The 14,394-nt window shown below is 51.4% G+C and carries 18 protein-coding genes and 1 tRNA gene; all 19 read right to left on the bottom strand.

The features are described 5' to 3' along the window. Positions 1–15 precede the first annotated feature (15 nt). On the bottom strand, positions 16–393 hold the full coding sequence (gene aroH / locus M2298_RS05770) for a chorismate mutase (RefSeq protein WP_122963575.1): 378 nt from the start codon (positions 391–393) through the stop codon (positions 16–18). Further along, positions 393–1,496 carry a 3-dehydroquinate synthase gene (gene aroB, locus M2298_RS05765; RefSeq protein ID WP_173595811.1) on the bottom strand — a complete coding sequence of 368 codons (1,104 nt, stop codon included), beginning with the start codon at positions 1,494–1,496 and terminating at the stop codon, positions 393–395. Before aroB ends, aroH begins: the two co-directional genes overlap by 1 nt. After that, on the bottom strand, positions 1,496–2,659 hold the full coding sequence (aroC, locus tag M2298_RS05760) for a chorismate synthase (protein ID WP_122963577.1): 1,164 nt from the start codon (positions 2,657–2,659) through the stop codon (positions 1,496–1,498). The genes aroB and aroC overlap by 1 nt, the downstream gene beginning before the upstream one ends. Before the next feature lie 203 nt (positions 2,660–2,862). Beyond that, the gene (locus M2298_RS05755; RefSeq protein ID WP_007785434.1) at positions 2,863–3,030 is read right to left on the bottom strand and encodes a hypothetical protein; all 168 of its coding nucleotides are present in this window, start codon (positions 3,028–3,030) and stop codon (positions 2,863–2,865) included. A gap of 77 nt (positions 3,031–3,107) precedes the next feature. Beyond that, positions 3,108–3,881 carry a CheR family methyltransferase gene (locus tag M2298_RS05750; RefSeq protein WP_122963578.1) on the bottom strand — a complete coding sequence of 258 codons (774 nt, stop codon included), beginning with the start codon at positions 3,879–3,881 and terminating at the stop codon, positions 3,108–3,110. A 130-nt stretch (positions 3,882–4,011) separates the two neighbouring features. Then, positions 4,012–4,455 (bottom strand): nucleoside-diphosphate kinase, encoded by a 444-nt coding sequence (gene ndk / locus M2298_RS05745; RefSeq protein ID WP_063226951.1) that lies wholly within the window; start codon positions 4,453–4,455, stop codon positions 4,012–4,014. Positions 4,456–4,559: 104 nt separating this feature from the next. Beyond that, positions 4,560–5,525, bottom strand: coding sequence for a polyprenyl synthetase family protein (locus tag M2298_RS05740; RefSeq protein WP_122963579.1), 966 nt, complete (start codon positions 5,523–5,525; stop codon positions 4,560–4,562). Positions 5,526–5,541: 16 nt separating this feature from the next. Continuing rightward, on the bottom strand, positions 5,542–6,405 hold the full coding sequence (locus tag M2298_RS05735) for a menaquinone biosynthesis protein (RefSeq protein ID WP_173595810.1): 864 nt from the start codon (positions 6,403–6,405) through the stop codon (positions 5,542–5,544). A gap of 4 nt (positions 6,406–6,409) precedes the next feature. Beyond that, positions 6,410–7,006 carry a UbiX family flavin prenyltransferase gene (locus M2298_RS05730; RefSeq protein ID WP_122963581.1) on the bottom strand — a complete coding sequence of 199 codons (597 nt, stop codon included), beginning with the start codon at positions 7,004–7,006 and terminating at the stop codon, positions 6,410–6,412. Beyond that, positions 7,003–7,872, bottom strand: coding sequence for a UbiA-like polyprenyltransferase (locus M2298_RS05725; protein ID WP_122963582.1), 870 nt, complete (start codon positions 7,870–7,872; stop codon positions 7,003–7,005). Before M2298_RS05725 ends, M2298_RS05730 begins: the two co-directional genes overlap by 4 nt. A 50-nt stretch (positions 7,873–7,922) precedes the next feature. Then, positions 7,923–8,642 carry a demethylmenaquinone methyltransferase gene (locus M2298_RS05720; RefSeq protein WP_278189448.1) on the bottom strand — a complete coding sequence of 240 codons (720 nt, stop codon included), beginning with the start codon at positions 8,640–8,642 and terminating at the stop codon, positions 7,923–7,925. Positions 8,643–8,646: 4 nt separating this feature from the next. Next, positions 8,647–9,480 carry a heptaprenyl diphosphate synthase component 1 gene (locus M2298_RS05715; RefSeq protein ID WP_122963584.1) on the bottom strand — a complete coding sequence of 278 codons (834 nt, stop codon included), beginning with the start codon at positions 9,478–9,480 and terminating at the stop codon, positions 8,647–8,649. Positions 9,481–9,595: 115 nt separating this feature from the next. Next, positions 9,596–10,111: a hypothetical protein gene (locus tag M2298_RS05710; RefSeq protein ID WP_173595808.1), complete on the bottom strand. Its 516-nt coding sequence runs from the start codon at positions 10,109–10,111 to the stop codon at positions 9,596–9,598. 70 nt (positions 10,112–10,181) lie between these two features. After that, the gene (mtrB, locus tag M2298_RS05705) at positions 10,182–10,409 is read right to left on the bottom strand and encodes a trp RNA-binding attenuation protein MtrB (protein WP_063226943.1); all 228 of its coding nucleotides are present in this window, start codon (positions 10,407–10,409) and stop codon (positions 10,182–10,184) included. Between the two features lie 36 nt (positions 10,410–10,445). Continuing rightward, entirely contained in the window at positions 10,446–11,126 is a 681-nt protein-coding gene (locus M2298_RS05700) for a lytic transglycosylase domain-containing protein (protein ID WP_173595807.1), read from the bottom strand. Between the two features lie 136 nt (positions 11,127–11,262). Beyond that, positions 11,263–11,339 (bottom strand) — tRNA-Pro (locus M2298_RS05695). 92 nt (positions 11,340–11,431) lie between these two features. Continuing rightward, on the bottom strand, positions 11,432–11,998 hold the full coding sequence (gene folE / locus M2298_RS05690) for a GTP cyclohydrolase I FolE (RefSeq protein ID WP_173595995.1): 567 nt from the start codon (positions 11,996–11,998) through the stop codon (positions 11,432–11,434). A gap of 326 nt (positions 11,999–12,324) precedes the next feature. After that, positions 12,325–12,597, bottom strand: a complete 273-nt coding sequence (locus M2298_RS05685) for an HU family DNA-binding protein (protein WP_005831316.1) — start codon at positions 12,595–12,597, stop codon at positions 12,325–12,327. Positions 12,598–12,834: 237 nt separating this feature from the next. Next, positions 12,835–14,313 (bottom strand): stage IV sporulation protein A, encoded by a 1,479-nt coding sequence (gene spoIVA / locus M2298_RS05680; RefSeq protein WP_063227114.1) that lies wholly within the window; start codon positions 14,311–14,313, stop codon positions 12,835–12,837. Between the last annotated feature and the right edge of the window lie 81 nt (positions 14,314–14,394).

The raw sequence follows: 14,394 nt of genomic DNA, 5'->3' as shown, positions 1-14,394 counted from the left end.
AGAGCGCCCTGATTGTCAACTGCGATTTGTCAAATCAGGTCGAAGCTTTACAGCATCCCGCAAGAAGACGTGTTGAATCTCTTTTGCCGATTTCTCTGTGTTGACATGCATCATGACACGTATACAGAGCGGCAAGCTGCCTGGTACAGGAATTTCGCGTGCGCACATCAGGGGAACATACTGCCACGCTTCCCCTTCAAGAAGACGTGCCGCCTGGGCGGGAAATGTCGCACACAAATCCTCTGTCGTCGTGATGATGATGCTGCCAATCTCTTCAGGATTCACTTCATTGCGCGTAACCATTTCTTCCAGCAGCCACTTGGTGGAAGAGACAATCTCGTCTCGCGTATCGGCTTCCACCGTGACTGCGCCTCTAATTCCTCGCATCCCCATTACAAAGCCCCCGCTTCTTCACTCATTACTGTCAGGATGAGCTGTTCGTCTACATTTTTCACAATCTCCGCCTGCCCGATTGCGCTAGGCAATACGAGGGCAAGCTTGCCGCCAACGGTCTTCTTGTCCCGCTTCATCGCATCGAGTACATCTTGCGGCAGCAGTCCTTTTGGCCAAGCCGTAGGCAAATGGTACAAACCAATCAAGTGCTTCGTGCGGTCGTACACACCGTTTGGCGCAAGACCGATTCGCTCTGCTAGTTTGGCAGCCAGACACATCCCGATTGAAATCGCTTCGCCGTGATTCAGCGTGGAGTAAGCTGACAACGCTTCAAACGCATGCCCGAACGTATGCCCCAAATTCAATAGCGCCCGCGGGCCCTGCTCCGTCTCGTCAGCAGAGACAATCGCAGCCTTCACTGCGCAGCCTTTTTCAATCGCTTTCCCTAACAATTCTGAATCAAGCTCCCACAGGCTTGCGGCGTTCTCCTCCAGCCAATCTGCAAAGGAAGCATCGGAAATAAGGGCGTGCTTGATTACCTCGGCAAAGCCGGCAGCCACTTCACGCTTGGGCAAAGTGTGCAGCACTTTTGTGTCATAGATCACGACGCGAGGCTGATGAAAAGCGCCGATCAAGTTTTTCCCCAACGGGTGATTGATCGCCACTTTCCCTCCGACGGAGCTGTCGTGGGCAAGCAAAGTAGTCGGCAACTGGACAAAATGAATGCCGCGCATAAACGTAGCTGCCACGAAGCCAGCCAAATCTCCCACGACTCCGCCGCCCAATGCGAGAATCGCAGATTGGCGATCCAATCCCGCTTGAATCGCTTCGGTCATCAGCCGCTCATAGACTGGAAGACTTTTCGATTGCTCGCCCGCTTCCACTACGCTCGCTGTCGCGTTGTATCCGGCAGCGCGCAGAGCATCACGCAGCGGCTCTAAGTAACGAACCGCCACGTGCTCATCTGTTATAATCATGAGTTTGCTTGTGGAGACAACCCCCGCCTCCGCAAGCAAACCAGGCACCTGCTGCAATAGAGAATCACCGATCACAATCTCGTAGGAACGCTCTCCCAGCTCTACTGTCAGTCTGTTGGTATCCATTAGAATTTCTCCGTGTATGCGCGGTATTCACGCACGTTTTCGATCATGTCGTCCATGGAATCACTCGGGAATTTCTCGCACATCGCTTGGGCGATTTCCCATGCAACCACAGCTTCTGCCACGACACTCGCTGCCGGAACCGCGCAGCTGTCGGAGCGCTCGATGCTGGCCGAGAACGGCTCTCTGGAGTCGATATCGACGCTCATCAGCGGCTTATACAGCGTCGGGATCGGCTTCATCACGCCTCTGACAACGACAGGCATGCCTGTGGTCATGCCGCCTTCCAGTCCGCCTGCCCGGTTTGTTTTGCGACTGTAGCCTGTTTCCTCGTTCCAAACGATCTCGTCATGAACTTGGGAGCCTTTCAAATCCGCAGCTTCAAACCCGATTCCGATCTCCACGCCTTTGAAGGCTTGAATGCTCATGATCGCCTGAGCGAGTCGTCCGTCCAGCTTGCGGTCCCATTGCACGTGGCTGCCCAAGCCGATCGGCACGCCTTCCACGATGACTTCAACCACGCCGCCGAGGGAATCCCCGTCTTCTTTGGCCTTGTCGATCGCTGCCATCATAAGCGGCTCCGCTTCTTTGTCCAGGCAACGGACAGGTGATTCTTCCGTGCGGGCGATCAGCTCTTCCAGGCTGACTTCCTGGCGTTTAGCCACGACATCATTGATCTGCAACACTTGTCCGCCGATCTGGATGCCAAAAGCGGCGAGCAATTGACGCGCTACTGCGCCGACAGCAACACGCACAGTTGTTTCGCGGGCGCTGGAACGTTCCAGAATATTTCGCATATCCCGTTGATGATATTTAATCGCACCGTTCAAATCAGCATGGCCTGGGCGCGGGCGAGACACGCGGCGTTTTTCCTCTGCGCCCTCTTCTACCGGCTCGGCACTCATGATCGTCTGCCAGTGCGTCCAATCCTTATTTTCAACAACCAGCGTGATCGGCGCTCCTGTCGTATACCCGTGGCGCACGCCAGACAAAATTTTCACCTGGTCCTTTTCAATTTGCATTCTCCGGCCCCGCCCGTGACCTTTTTGGCGGCGCGCCAGCTGTTCGTTGATTGCCTCAATGGAAATCGGCAAGTTGCTTGGGATTCCCTCGATGATCGCTGTAAGCTGCGGTCCGTGGGACTCCCCCGCTGTCAAGTAACGCATCTCTTCCTTCCTCCATCCTCCAGGCAGCTCATGTCCCCAGTTCCTTCCGGTTCGGGTCGCTGTCCTTTATCACTTTTAAGCGCTATAATATCATACCTGTCTCGCTCTGGAAACACAAAAAGTACAATCCTACGCGAAAACCTTTCGCTTGAAGAAAAAACGCCCCTCCAATGGAGAAGCGCTTCGCTTGCAGATGGCGCTGACTAGAAAGGATCGACCATCAAAAATGGATTGGGGCTCAGCGGCCTTCTGGAATGATCCACACGTATCAAATCATCCAGCTGAGTTTTTTCAGCCCCAAGTATTTGTCCGCATTCTTGCAACGTAATCAAACCCCGACGGTATGCTTCGATGACCTTGTGCTTATCCATCTGCTGCCTCCCTTGGCAAAGTAAGTATTCCTAGTCTTGGGAAAAAGGAGCAGAGTTATACACACGGCCATAGAGAATCATCCCATTTTTCGGTAAAAGAATGTGTCTTCCGTCTCCAGCTGGTATTGCTGCGGCTGGAAGATTTGCTCCGTGCTGCCGACAAACAGCACGCCGCCCGGTTTGAGCGCCCGGCTGAATTTGTGGTACAGCTCGTGCTTGGCTTCCTCTGTAAAATAGATCATCACATTGCGGCAAATGATCAAATCGAACTGGGTATCAAACGTATCCGCCAGCAAGTTATGCTTTTTGAACGTGACACGCTTTTTCACCTCTTCGGAAATCCGGTAGCTGAGCGTGTCTTTGACGAAGTATTTGTCCACAAGCTCTTTCGGACAATCTTGCAAGGAACGGTCTGTGTACACGCCTTGCTTTGCCTTGGACAAAGCGCCCTCATCGATATCCGATGCCAACACGGTAGCATCCAGACGCTTGCGCAGCAAAATCAGGGAGAGCGTGTACGGTTCTTCGCCAGTGGAGCAAGCCGCGCTCCAGCACTTGACACGCGACGATTGCTTGGCAAGCCGCGGCAAAATTTTGTTCTCCAGCACCTCCCAACGACCTGGGTTGCGGAAAAACTCGGAGACGTTAATCGTCATCCGATCGAGAAACTCGTAAAAAAGCTCCTTGTCCTTTGCAATCGCATCAAAATATTGGACAAACGTGCCGTAGCCCCGCTTTTGCCGCAACGAAGTCAGGCGCCGCTTCATCTGTGCTTCCTTGTAGAGGGCAAGATCAATTCCGGTCATTTTTTTAACGCTTGCAATAAATTGGAGAAAGTCTTTATCTTCCATTCAGAATCGTACCCCCTTTCATACCTGTTGTTCATCATTTCGCTATCGTTCGCCAAATTCCTATCCATTTCGCGGGAGTTTTTGACGAAAAAAAGAAAAAACCCCAAAAAGGGGTTTTTGTGGTGATATCTTAGATCCAGCGTTGGATTGTTTTCTCGAAGGAGAGAACTTCTTCAGCGGAGAACCAGAGACCGATTTCACGCTCAGCGCTTTCTGGGGAATCGGAACCGTGGATGATGTTCATGCCAACGGAAGTAGCGAAATCGCCACGGATTGTGCCGGAAGCTGCATCTACTGGGTTTGTTTTGCCCATCATAGCACGAGCTGTGGAGATCACGTTGTTACCTTGCCATACCATAGCGAATACAGGACCGGAAGTGATGAAGTCAACCAGTTCGCCGAAGAATGGGCGCTCTTTGTGCTCAGCATAATGTTCTTCAGCCAGTTCGCGGCTTACAGTCATCAGCTTAGCGCCAACGAGTTGGTAGCCTTTTTTCTCGAAACGGGATACGATTTCTCCGATCAGGTTACGTTGTACGCCGTCAGGTTTTACCATAAGGAATGTTTTTTCCATTGTAAGTATGCCTCCATCAAAGCTATGTATTGGTGTATACAACACCAACGAAAATTTTATCAAAACTGGGGTGGTCAAGCAACAGTCAGACCGTTAAAATCTCATTAAAATTTGCGATCGACGATAAAATTGGCAATTCCTGTCAACGATGTTTTTGCCTGCGTATTGGGCAAATCGCTTATAATGGCATGCGCGCGGGCAATATAGCGCTCGGCCAGCCGCTGGGAAAATGCGATTCCTTCGTCAGCGCGCACCAGGCGAATCGCTTCGTCCGTGTGCTCCCAAAACGTATTTTCCTTGATCCACTCCTGGAACTGTCCGCTCGCCTTGCCATGAAAAGCGGTGTAAAGGGCTGGCAGCGTGATGTTTCCATGCAAAAGGTCGCTCCCTGCCGGTTTTCCCAACTGCTTCTCCGTTCCGGTGAAATCGAGAATGTCATCGGTAATTTGAAAAGCCATCCCCACGTTGTACCCGTACCAGTACATTTTGCGTACCAGCTCTTCAGTGGCACCGCTGGCAACGGCACCCAACTGACAGCTGATCGCAATGAGCAGCGCCGTTTTCCGCTTGATTCTGCGCAAATACGTCCGGAAGTTTTGATCCCAGTTGTTCAAATCCTTGACTTGCTCGATCTCGCCTTTGCACACCTCGACAATCGCTCTGGACAAAATCTGGTGCAGCTTCGGATTCGGCAATTGGGAAGCGACTGCAAGCGCACGGGCGAAAATGTAATCGCCTGCGTACATCGCCACCTTGTTGTCCCATTTCATGCGCACCGTGTCTTTGCCCCGACGCTTGTCGGCGTCGTCAATGACGTCGTCGTGCACCAGCGAAGCCATATGAATCAGCTCAAGCGGCACAGCTACATGCTTCAATACTTTTACGTCGTACTTGCCCCATTTGCCTCCGAGCAGCACAAAAACCGGACGAATGCGCTTTCCCCCAGCTTTAAGCAAATGAGTCGAGGACTGATACAGTTCCCGCACATCCGTATCAATCGATTTTTCCAGCTCATCTTCAATGTACTGGACATCCTTTTTCATCTTGAAGTAAATATCGACTAGGTTCATCCGTTATCCGTTCCACCTATCTCGCAAGCGTAATATTGGTCTTGTGGCCATCCGCCTGCCACAACTCGACTGTCGCGGGTGCCGCAAGAAGCCCCAGCTCTGCCGCGCATCGGTAATAATACTCCAGTCCTACCCGCTGCACTTCGCCAAAATCGTGTTGCAGTCCCGCGAAGTAACGAAGCCACTCCTCTTTTGTCCCGCCAAAATGCGTGCATACGTAATCGACCAACGGGCCAGGATTTGCTTTCGTCTTCTTCTTGCTCGTCAAAAAAGAGGCGTGCACTTCCGCAATCAACGCAAAATGCTCGTCAATCACCTCGCGTCGCAGCGCCCAAATGGCAAACGTCATGGAATAGCCTGTGAAGCGGTGCCACAATTCGCCGAGATCGTATACGTGCAGCTCACTAGCTGTCCGCTCTGCGGTAATCGCATCATCGCCAATGAGCAGGGCAGCATCCGCGTCTTGCAGCATGTGTGCGAGATTCGGCTCTTGTGTAACGTAGGTGATCTCGTAATCGTAAAACTTGTGGAGAATGATTTTCAGCAAGTTCACTGTCGTTGCCGACGTGTTGGTCAGGGCAATTTTGGCCCCGTTCAGCTGCTCAATCGGCTTTTTGCTGAATAAGAAAAGGGAGCCTACTCTCCCGTTGGCACTGACAGACAGGTCTGCCAATGCCACATATTGGGAGGCATGCTCAGCATAGCTAAACGAGGAAATCGGCCCCATGTCAATCTCGCCTTTGGCCATCGCCAGATTCAACTGGGCAGGCACCTGGCGGATGAACGCGATGCGATCCTCGAATTTTGCTTGTTCAAAATAATAGTAAACAGGCAGTACGTTGGTATACAAGATTTGCCCGATCCGCAAAGACTTTTGCATGCGTCTATTCCCCCCAACGCCGAAACAGCGAATGTGGTACATCAAGTGCATCCAAAGCTTTCCCCACGACAAAATTAATCAAGTCATCCATCGTTTGCGGTTTTTGATAATAACCAGGCATGGCTGGCAAGATCCGCACACCCAGCTTGCTCAATGTCAGCATGTTTTCCAGCTGGATCGCATTGAGCGGCGTCTCCCGCGGAACGAGGACCAGTCGTCTGCCTTCCTTGATCATAACGTCAGCGACGCGTTCCAGCAAATTGCCCGAAGCGCCGTGTGCAATCCCGGAAACCGTTCCCATCGAGCACGGAACCACGATCATGCCGTCGCAGCGATACGATCCGCTCGCCGCCGGGCAGTTGAAATCGCGAAGCCCCCAGTAGTGCAGCTCTCCCGGGAAGGATTGTTGCAGCTTTTCTCGCAGCAAACCTTCCCGGTCGTCTGAATGCCAGTCCAGCTCATCGTGAAAGACTTGCCAGCCTGCCTCGGTAATCATCAAGTGAACGATATGACCTGCGCGCAAAAGCTCGGTCACCACACGCACACCGTAAATCGCGCCACTTGCCCCTGTAATTCCGACTACCCATTTTTGTTGGCTCATGCGATCACCAGATCAATCATAGTAAACACGAACATGACTACGCTCAAAATGCCGTTCATGTTGAAAAACGCAACGTTTACCTTGGACAAGTCCGTCGGCTTCACCAGCGTGTGCTCGTAGATCAGGATCGCGCCGGAAATGAGTACGCCGAGCAGGAACCAAATCGACAAGTCAGCCACTACATACAGCGACATCAGTCCAACAAAAGTGATGATGTGGCACAGTCTCGCCACAACCAAGGCGCTGGCAACCCCAAAGCGGCTCGGCATGGAAAACAGCCCTTCCTTGCGGTCAAAGTCAGCATCCTGGCAGGCGTAAATAATATCGAAGCCCGCCGTCCAAAACAGAACGGACACAAACAGGAGCAAGCCAACCGCGTCTACCTGACCTGTCGTGGCGACCCATCCTCCCAACGGTCCGAACCCGATTGCTACTCCCAAAACAAAGTGGCACAGCCAGGTGAAGCGTTTGGTGTAGGAATACAGCACCAGGACAAACACAGCAAGCGGCAACAGCTTGACTGCCAAATCGTTCAACTGGAACGCCGCAATGAACAGCACAGCGAACGAAACGACGATAAACAAAACAACTTCCAGGACGGAAATAAGCCCCGCCGGAATCGCTCGTGTAGCTGTCCGCGGGTTTTTGGCGTCAATGACGCGGTCAATCAGCCGATTCAACGACATTGCTGCACTGCGCGCCCCGACCATCGCAACCGTCACCCAGAAAATCTCCATCCAGGTCGGCCACGCCTTCTCCACTACAATACTTCCCAAAACCGCCCCCATAAAAGCAAACGGCAAAGCAAACAGGGAATGCTCGAATTTTATCATTTCCAAGATGATTTTCAATTTACGTAGACCCATCTATGACACTTCCTATCTACTGAAAAAATACCGTTGTTGTCGAGGCGCGGTTACGGCTTCGTGCCCATGTGCAGCGCAGATACGCCGCCCATGAACAGCTTGACTTGAACCGGGTCCAAGCCTGCTTTTCTAAACATCCCGGCAAGCTCGCGACTGTCTGGAAAATTGGTCAGCGAGTGCGGAAGCCAGGCATATTCCTCGTATTTGTTCACGGTCATTTTCGCAATCAATGGCAAAATTTTATAGAAGTATAAGTAAAATAGCTTGCGATACGGAATGAATGGAGGCTTGGACACTTCCAGAGAAACGACTTTCCCGCCCGGTTTGACTACGCGCGCCATTTCGTTGAGCACTTGCTGCACATCCGGAACGTTGCGCAGGGCAAAGCCGATCGTGGCAAAATCGAATGTATTATCCTCGTAAGGCAAATTCATCGCATCGGCATTCACCAGCTTGACGTTGTTGCTGACTCCCTCATTCGCCACCTTGTACGCGCCTACATCCAGCATGTTCTGGCTGAAGTCGAGCCCGACCACCCGGCCGTCTTTCCCTACTGCCTTGGCAAGCGCGATCGTCCAGTCCGCCGTGCCGCAGGCTACATCCAATGCGGTATGGCCCGGTTGAATGTTCATCTGCTTCATGGTGTAGTTGCGCCAGGCCAGATGGCTGCCAAAACTGATGACGTTGTTCATTTTGTCGTAGTCGCTCGCGATGCTTTCAAATACGGAGTGAACGTATTTTGCCTTCTCGTTCATTTGTGTCTGGTCCACTAGGCTACATCTCCTCAATAACTCGTTTCAGGCGATTCACTCGATGGGAGTAACGAGCTGTTATGGAAGCAAGCACATTGCGTGTTTCTGCTGGCAGCGAACGCACCATTTGCTCGCACATGCCGATCATTTCCATGGCTTTCATCTCAACGCCCGACAGTACCTGGGCAAGCGTAGCACCCGGTTTTTGCAGCAAAAAACGAGCAAAACCAAAGGGAACCTGCTCTTGCCACTTGATTTGCTCCCACTCTCCGATAACGCTTTCTACCTTGGCCGTTTCTTTCATCAGATCGACCCACAGGCGGCGGCGATCATCCGAATCGGCATACTTCTCTACGATTGCTACGTACAAACCTGTGTCGATGGCGTTGCGCAATTCCCAGTACTCTTCATCCGACAAGCTTCTGGAATCGCGTCCCGCAATGTACAGCTTCATTTTGGCTTCATTCACGCGCTGAATGGCTCCGGACAACACTTGAATCGCTTCAATCTCGCCCGTTTCCGCCAGCAGGTTGTAGTAGCGGCTGCTGTAGTAATCTCCGGCGAGCACAGTCAACTGTCTGTTTCGCTCTGCGCTCAAGGAATGTTCGTATTGATTTTCCACATTTTCATGCATGTCCAGTCCCAGCTGGACAAGTCCAGTCGCTGTGCAGAAAATGGATGCCCGTTCCTTCGTCATGCCTTGCTCCAGCAAAAACAAATACAAGAGTTCCAGGCGATTCTCCGCCATGGAAGGAACGTCCACGTAATATTCTACATAGGAATGGGTGGTTCGCTTGTAGATCTGCTCGATGATTGATCGAACCTCTTCTACATAGGGGGTATGTTCTTTGCTCATGCGTCCTCCTCCACAAGCTGCGCAACCTAAAGATGTCTGCCTGTTCCGTACACTTCCGTCTACCTTTACCATCCGGTCAAAAGGCCGTCCTTGCTATCATACCATACTTCTACCATCAGGGACTAATTCTCTCATAAAAATACGGATCGATTCGCACGGGAAATGTGTTTTTCACAAACGAATCCACATCGGCGATCTCCGCCGCCGGTTTGGAAAATGACTTCAAATTCGTCCCAGTTGTTTGAATGGCAACAAGGAGTCTCGACTCTTTTGGCTGTTCGCTTTCTTCCAGCAAACGGAAATACACTTGACCAACATTATCCGTGTGCGTTAGCAAGCCGTATGTCAATCCGTAAAAATCACGATAAACTTGACTTTCATCCACTTTTTCACCCGGTTTCACGATCAAATCGACATAAACCGACGGATTTTCCCATTTTATACGCTTCATTTTATAATGTGTGGGCGTCAATGTAAACAAATCCAGGACATTTCGCTCGCTCAGCTGAACAGGGTGTGATGTCTGAAAAGTGGGCACATCTGCCTGCCTCCATAAAGCACTCGGGACCATCGACAGCATCAGAGCCAGAAAAGTGGAAACAGCGATCGCCATGAGCAGTTGGCGCGGCATAGACATCCCTCCTCTTCACCATTGTACAAACAAAAAAAGCAGGCTATGCCTGCTTTTCCGCTGGAGCTGTTTATTCTGTCGTATCGACAACACCGTGCTGCGAGTAAATGACGGCTTTTCCCCGAACTTTGATGGCCGAAGTATGCTCCGTGAATTGAAAGATCATCACTTCGCCCTTGTCGAGCTTTTCTGTGTGATGAAAACGGGTGTCCGAGCCTCTCGTAAGCCCGATGACATGCACGCCGTTTTCCTTGGCTTTGACGACAAAATAGTCCTGGTTGATTGTTGGCTGTGACAAGTTGTTTCCTCCTGACCAGTGCGTGATGCGCCTCGTCTAGTATGATGTCCCGTCTGTCTCCAAACGGCCCATGATTTTTGCTACATACTTCTGCGTTTCCCGAGGCAGCTGGCTGTACTTTGCCTCCAGCTCCTCGTCACTGTCGATACCCAGCCGGCCTACCCGGCCCGGGCCTGCATTGTACGCCGCCAGCGCCACCTTGACATTGCCGTCGTAGCGGTCGAGAAGCGATTTCAAATATTTCGTTCCACCCGCCAGGTTTTCATCCGGGTCGTATGAATTGCGGACACTCATCGCCTGTGCTGTTTTGTCCATCAGTTGCATCAAACCTTTGGCACCCGCTTTGGACACGACATTCGGATTGAAATTCGACTCGGCTCTGACGACTTCCCGGATCAAATCGGGATCGACGCCAAGCGATTTGGCGGTTCGTTCAATTTTCTCCAAAATAGCTCCGGGAGCAACCGCTGCTCCTTTTTCCATCGTCGGATTCAACTCTGACTCATAGTCTGCGGCCAGCTTCCATTCTCTGCTGCCGTCGAGCTTGGCCAAAATCTCTTGCGAGGAGATGACGCGCTGTCCTTGCGCCAACTGTGATTGCAACACGTCAGAAAAGAGATCCTGCTCCCCGTAGGACAAGGAGGAAGCTGCGCGATTGCTTGAATAGGATTGCTGTGTTGATTGTAAATACGGCTGAAGCGATACAGGCACCTTCATGGCACTAAACAACCCTTCCCTTGCTTGTCTCCCTTCTATTATAAAAAAGAAAGATCAGGAAGCCAATAGCAAAAATGGCAATTGTCAAGAACAAAAAAAGAAGCCTCGCAAAAGGCTTCCTGGTTTTTTATTCAGATGGTCGGAATGCAGGGATTCGAACCCTGGACCTCACCCACCCCAAGGGTGCGCGCTACCGGGCTGCGCCACATCCCGACTGTACATCTGTACTTTACAATATTTTACCTGTAGAGTCAATAGAAAATTGCTGGATTTGGCAGTTCATCCCAGGCCTAGCGCCTGTCCGATCAGGAGCGGATGAGACTGAATACTTCTGCACGCGCCGCCGCATCTTTTTCAAACATGCCGCGCACCGCAGAGGTGATCGTTTTCGAGCCGGGCTTTTTCACGCCGCGCATGGTCATGCACATATGCTCTGCTTCAACCACGACGATCACGCCATGAGGGTCAAGCTTGCGGACGATCGACTCGGCAATCGTCGTCGTAATTCGCTCTTGCAGCTGCGGGCGCTTGGCTACTGCTTCAACCGCTCTCGCCAGCTTGCTCAAACCGACAACCCGTCCACCGCGTGGAACGTAGGCCACATGCGCCTTGCCGAAAAACGGAACCAGGTGATGCTCGCACATGGAGTAAAAAGGAATGTCTTTGACCAAAACCATTTCTTCGTGATCTTCGCTAAAAACGGTCTCAAAGTACTGTTCCTCGTTGATATGCATGCCCTCGAATACTTCTGCATACATTTTTGCGACGCGTTTAGGGGTATCCAGCAATCCTTCGCGATCGGGATTTTCTCCGACCGCCTCCAGAATCATGCGGACAGCCTGTTGAATTTTATCCAAATCAACGTTCATTATTTGTACCTCCTACCTAGCGGCCCATCCCGTTTGCGAAGCTTGCGGCTTCTCCGGCTGGCCCTGACCAGATCCGTTTGTCATGCTCCGTTGTACGCAGCCGAACCCACGCCAATCTTACCATACTCATTTCAAAAAAACAAAAACATCTGACAAGACAACTGTATGTACACCAAGCCAAAGTTGTCCGCCCTTTGTTGCCTGTCTTCAACCAAAAAGGGCAGCCGTCCTCTACGTGCACAAACGTTCGCATCCCGGACGTTAAAAAAAATCCACATTTCATCAATGTGGATTTTTTTATGTAAGTGCTTCGTTCTCAAAAGAAACAACTACTTGATGGAGTCTTTGAGTTGTTTACCTGGTTTAAACGCAGGTACTTTGCTGGAAGCGATTTCGATCTCTTCACCTGTTTGTGGGTTACGACCTTTACGAGCCGCGCGCTCACGAACTTCGAAGTTACCAAAGCCGATCAGTTGGACTTTATCACCAGTTTTCAAAGCATCAGCAATTGCATCGAGAACAGCGTCAACTGCTTTAGTTGCATCTTTCTTGGTGAGTTCGGTGGTTTCAGCCACTTTTGCAATCAATTCTGTTTTGTTCATTTTCTTCACCTCCCCTCAAAGAACACCAAGTCCTAGCTATTATTTTTCTTAACCGAAACGAAGCGTTTTATACACGATTGGTGGTATTTACCGATCTGACAAGCTTATAGTAATACACCAATTTCTTAAATTCAAGCCCCTCCTGTCGAAATTGAACGAAATACAAGAAAAAAAGGCATCCCGTCACGCCGGGTGCCCCCTTTTGGAATCAATTGTCTAGGTCTATCTACCTAGTCCTTAAAGTATGATGGCAATCAGACCGCCGGAGCCTTCGTTGATGATCCGCCCCAATGTTTCTTGCAATTTATACCGCGCATTGTCCGGCATCATCGTAATTTTTGCCTGGATGCCTTCCCGCACAATCGAGTGCAGCGATCTGCCGAAAATGTCCGAATTCCAGATCGACAGCGGATCTTTGTCGAAGTCCTGCATCAAGTAACGGACAAGCTCTTCGCTCTGCTTCTCGGTCCCGATGATCGGAGCAAATTCCGATTCGACATCGACGCGGATCATGTGAATGGATGGCGCAGTCGCTTTCAGTCTGACGCCAAAACGCGGTCCCTGGCGGATCAGCTCAGGTTCGTCCAAGGTCATTTCATGCAGCGACGGAGCAGCGATTCCGTAGCCCGTACTGCGCACCATATGCAAGGCTTCCGCTACCTGGTCGTACTCTCGCTTGGCGTGGGCAAATTCCTGCATAATCTTCAGCAAATGGTCCTTGCCGTTGATCTCGACGCCCACGATTTCCATCAGGATGCGATCATACAGTTCATCCGGCGCGAACAGGTCGATCTCCGCAATCCCTTGGCCCATGTGCATTCCCGCAAGAGACGCCCGCTCCACGAAGTCATAGTCATTGAAGAAGCCGACGACGCGGTCCACGTCGCGCAACCGGCGGATATCCTGCACGGTTTCACGTACGGCTTCTTCATAGTTCTGACGGAGCCAGTGGCCGTTCTCCAGCACCATGACCCAGCTAGGCAGGTTCACGTTTACTTCATGCACAGGGAACTCGAACAGCACTTCACGCATCAAGAGGAGGATTTCCTGTTCTGTCATGTGATCGACAGACAAGGCCACTACTGGCACGTCGTACTTTTCCTGAAGCTGCAAACGCAGGTTTTGCGCCTCGTCAGAGCGTGGACGCGTCGAGTTCACCACGATGACGAACGGTTTGCCCACTTCCTTCAGTTCATTGACGACCCGCTCCTCCGCGTCAATGTATCCTACACGCGGAATTTCCGCGATGCTGCCATCTGTCGTAACAACGATTCCGATAGTCGAATGCTCCTGGATGACTTTACGTGTTCCGACTTCAGCTGCTTCCTCGAATGGCACTGGCTCCTCATACCACGGAGTGTTCACCATTCGTGGACCGTTGTCATCCTCGAAGCCTTTTGCCCCCTGAACCGTATAACCTACGCAGTCAACGAGGCGGACATTGATGCTGAGTCCTTCTGTCACATGTACGTTTACGGCTTGATTCGGAACAAACTTCGGCTCTGTCGTCATGATTGTTCGGCCAGAAGCACTCTGCGGCAGTTCATCTGTCGCTCTGATCCGCTCTGCTTCCGATTGGATATTCGGGATGACGACCTGCTCCATAAACCGCTTGATAAAGGTCGACTTTCCCGTACGAACCGGGCCTACTACCCCGAGGTAGATGTCTCCGCCCGTCCGTTCGGCAATGTCTTTAAAGATGTCGACTCGTTCCACCATCGATGACCTCCTTCTATTTGTCTATTTTTACACTATGACCGATTTTCCGAATTATCCCTGACCGTCAGTATTTTCGTA

Origin of the sequence: Brevibacillus sp. 1238, from assembly GCF_029892995.1 — a bacterium.
In the GTDB taxonomy this organism is placed as follows: domain Bacteria; phylum Bacillota; class Bacilli; order Brevibacillales; family Brevibacillaceae; genus Brevibacillus; species Brevibacillus parabrevis.
Note: the sequence above shows the minus strand (reverse complement) of the source record. Positions and strands in the feature narration are given on the sequence as shown.

Bases quoted from the DNA above. Each gene is read 5' to 3' on its own strand.
- M2298_RS05735 (WP_173595810.1), bottom strand. From the start codon at position 6,405: ATGCAAAAGTCTTTGCGGATCGGGCAAATCTTGTATACCAACGTACTG.
- M2298_RS05715 (WP_122963584.1), bottom strand. From the start codon at position 9,480: ATGAGCAAAGAACATACCCCCTATGTAGAAGAGGTTCGATCAATCATC.
- ndk (WP_063226951.1), bottom strand. From the start codon at position 4,455: ATGGAAAAAACATTCCTTATGGTAAAACCTGACGGCGTACAACGTAAC.
- M2298_RS05710 (WP_173595808.1), bottom strand. From the start codon at position 10,111: ATGCCGCGCCAACTGCTCATGGCGATCGCTGTTTCCACTTTTCTGGCT.
- M2298_RS05700 (WP_173595807.1), bottom strand. From the start codon at position 11,126: ATGAAGGTGCCTGTATCGCTTCAGCCGTATTTACAATCAACACAGCAA.
- aroB (WP_173595811.1), bottom strand. From the start codon at position 1,496: ATGGATACCAACAGACTGACAGTAGAGCTGGGAGAGCGTTCCTACGAG.
- M2298_RS05750 (WP_122963578.1), bottom strand. From the start codon at position 3,881: ATGGAAGATAAAGACTTTCTCCAATTTATTGCAAGCGTTAAAAAAATG.
- M2298_RS05685 (WP_005831316.1), bottom strand. From the start codon at position 12,597: ATGAACAAAACAGAATTGATTGCAAAAGTGGCTGAAACCACCGAACTC.
- M2298_RS05730 (WP_122963581.1), bottom strand. From the start codon at position 7,006: ATGAGCCAACAAAAATGGGTAGTCGGAATTACAGGGGCAAGTGGCGCG.
- M2298_RS05740 (WP_122963579.1), bottom strand. From the start codon at position 5,525: ATGAACCTAGTCGATATTTACTTCAAGATGAAAAAGGATGTCCAGTAC.
- M2298_RS05755 (WP_007785434.1), bottom strand. From the start codon at position 3,030: ATGGATAAGCACAAGGTCATCGAAGCATACCGTCGGGGTTTGATTACG.
- aroC (WP_122963577.1), bottom strand. From the start codon at position 2,659: ATGCGTTACTTGACAGCGGGGGAGTCCCACGGACCGCAGCTTACAGCG.
- M2298_RS05725 (WP_122963582.1), bottom strand. From the start codon at position 7,872: ATGGGTCTACGTAAATTGAAAATCATCTTGGAAATGATAAAATTCGAG.
- aroH (WP_122963575.1), bottom strand. From the start codon at position 393: ATGGGGATGCGAGGAATTAGAGGCGCAGTCACGGTGGAAGCCGATACG.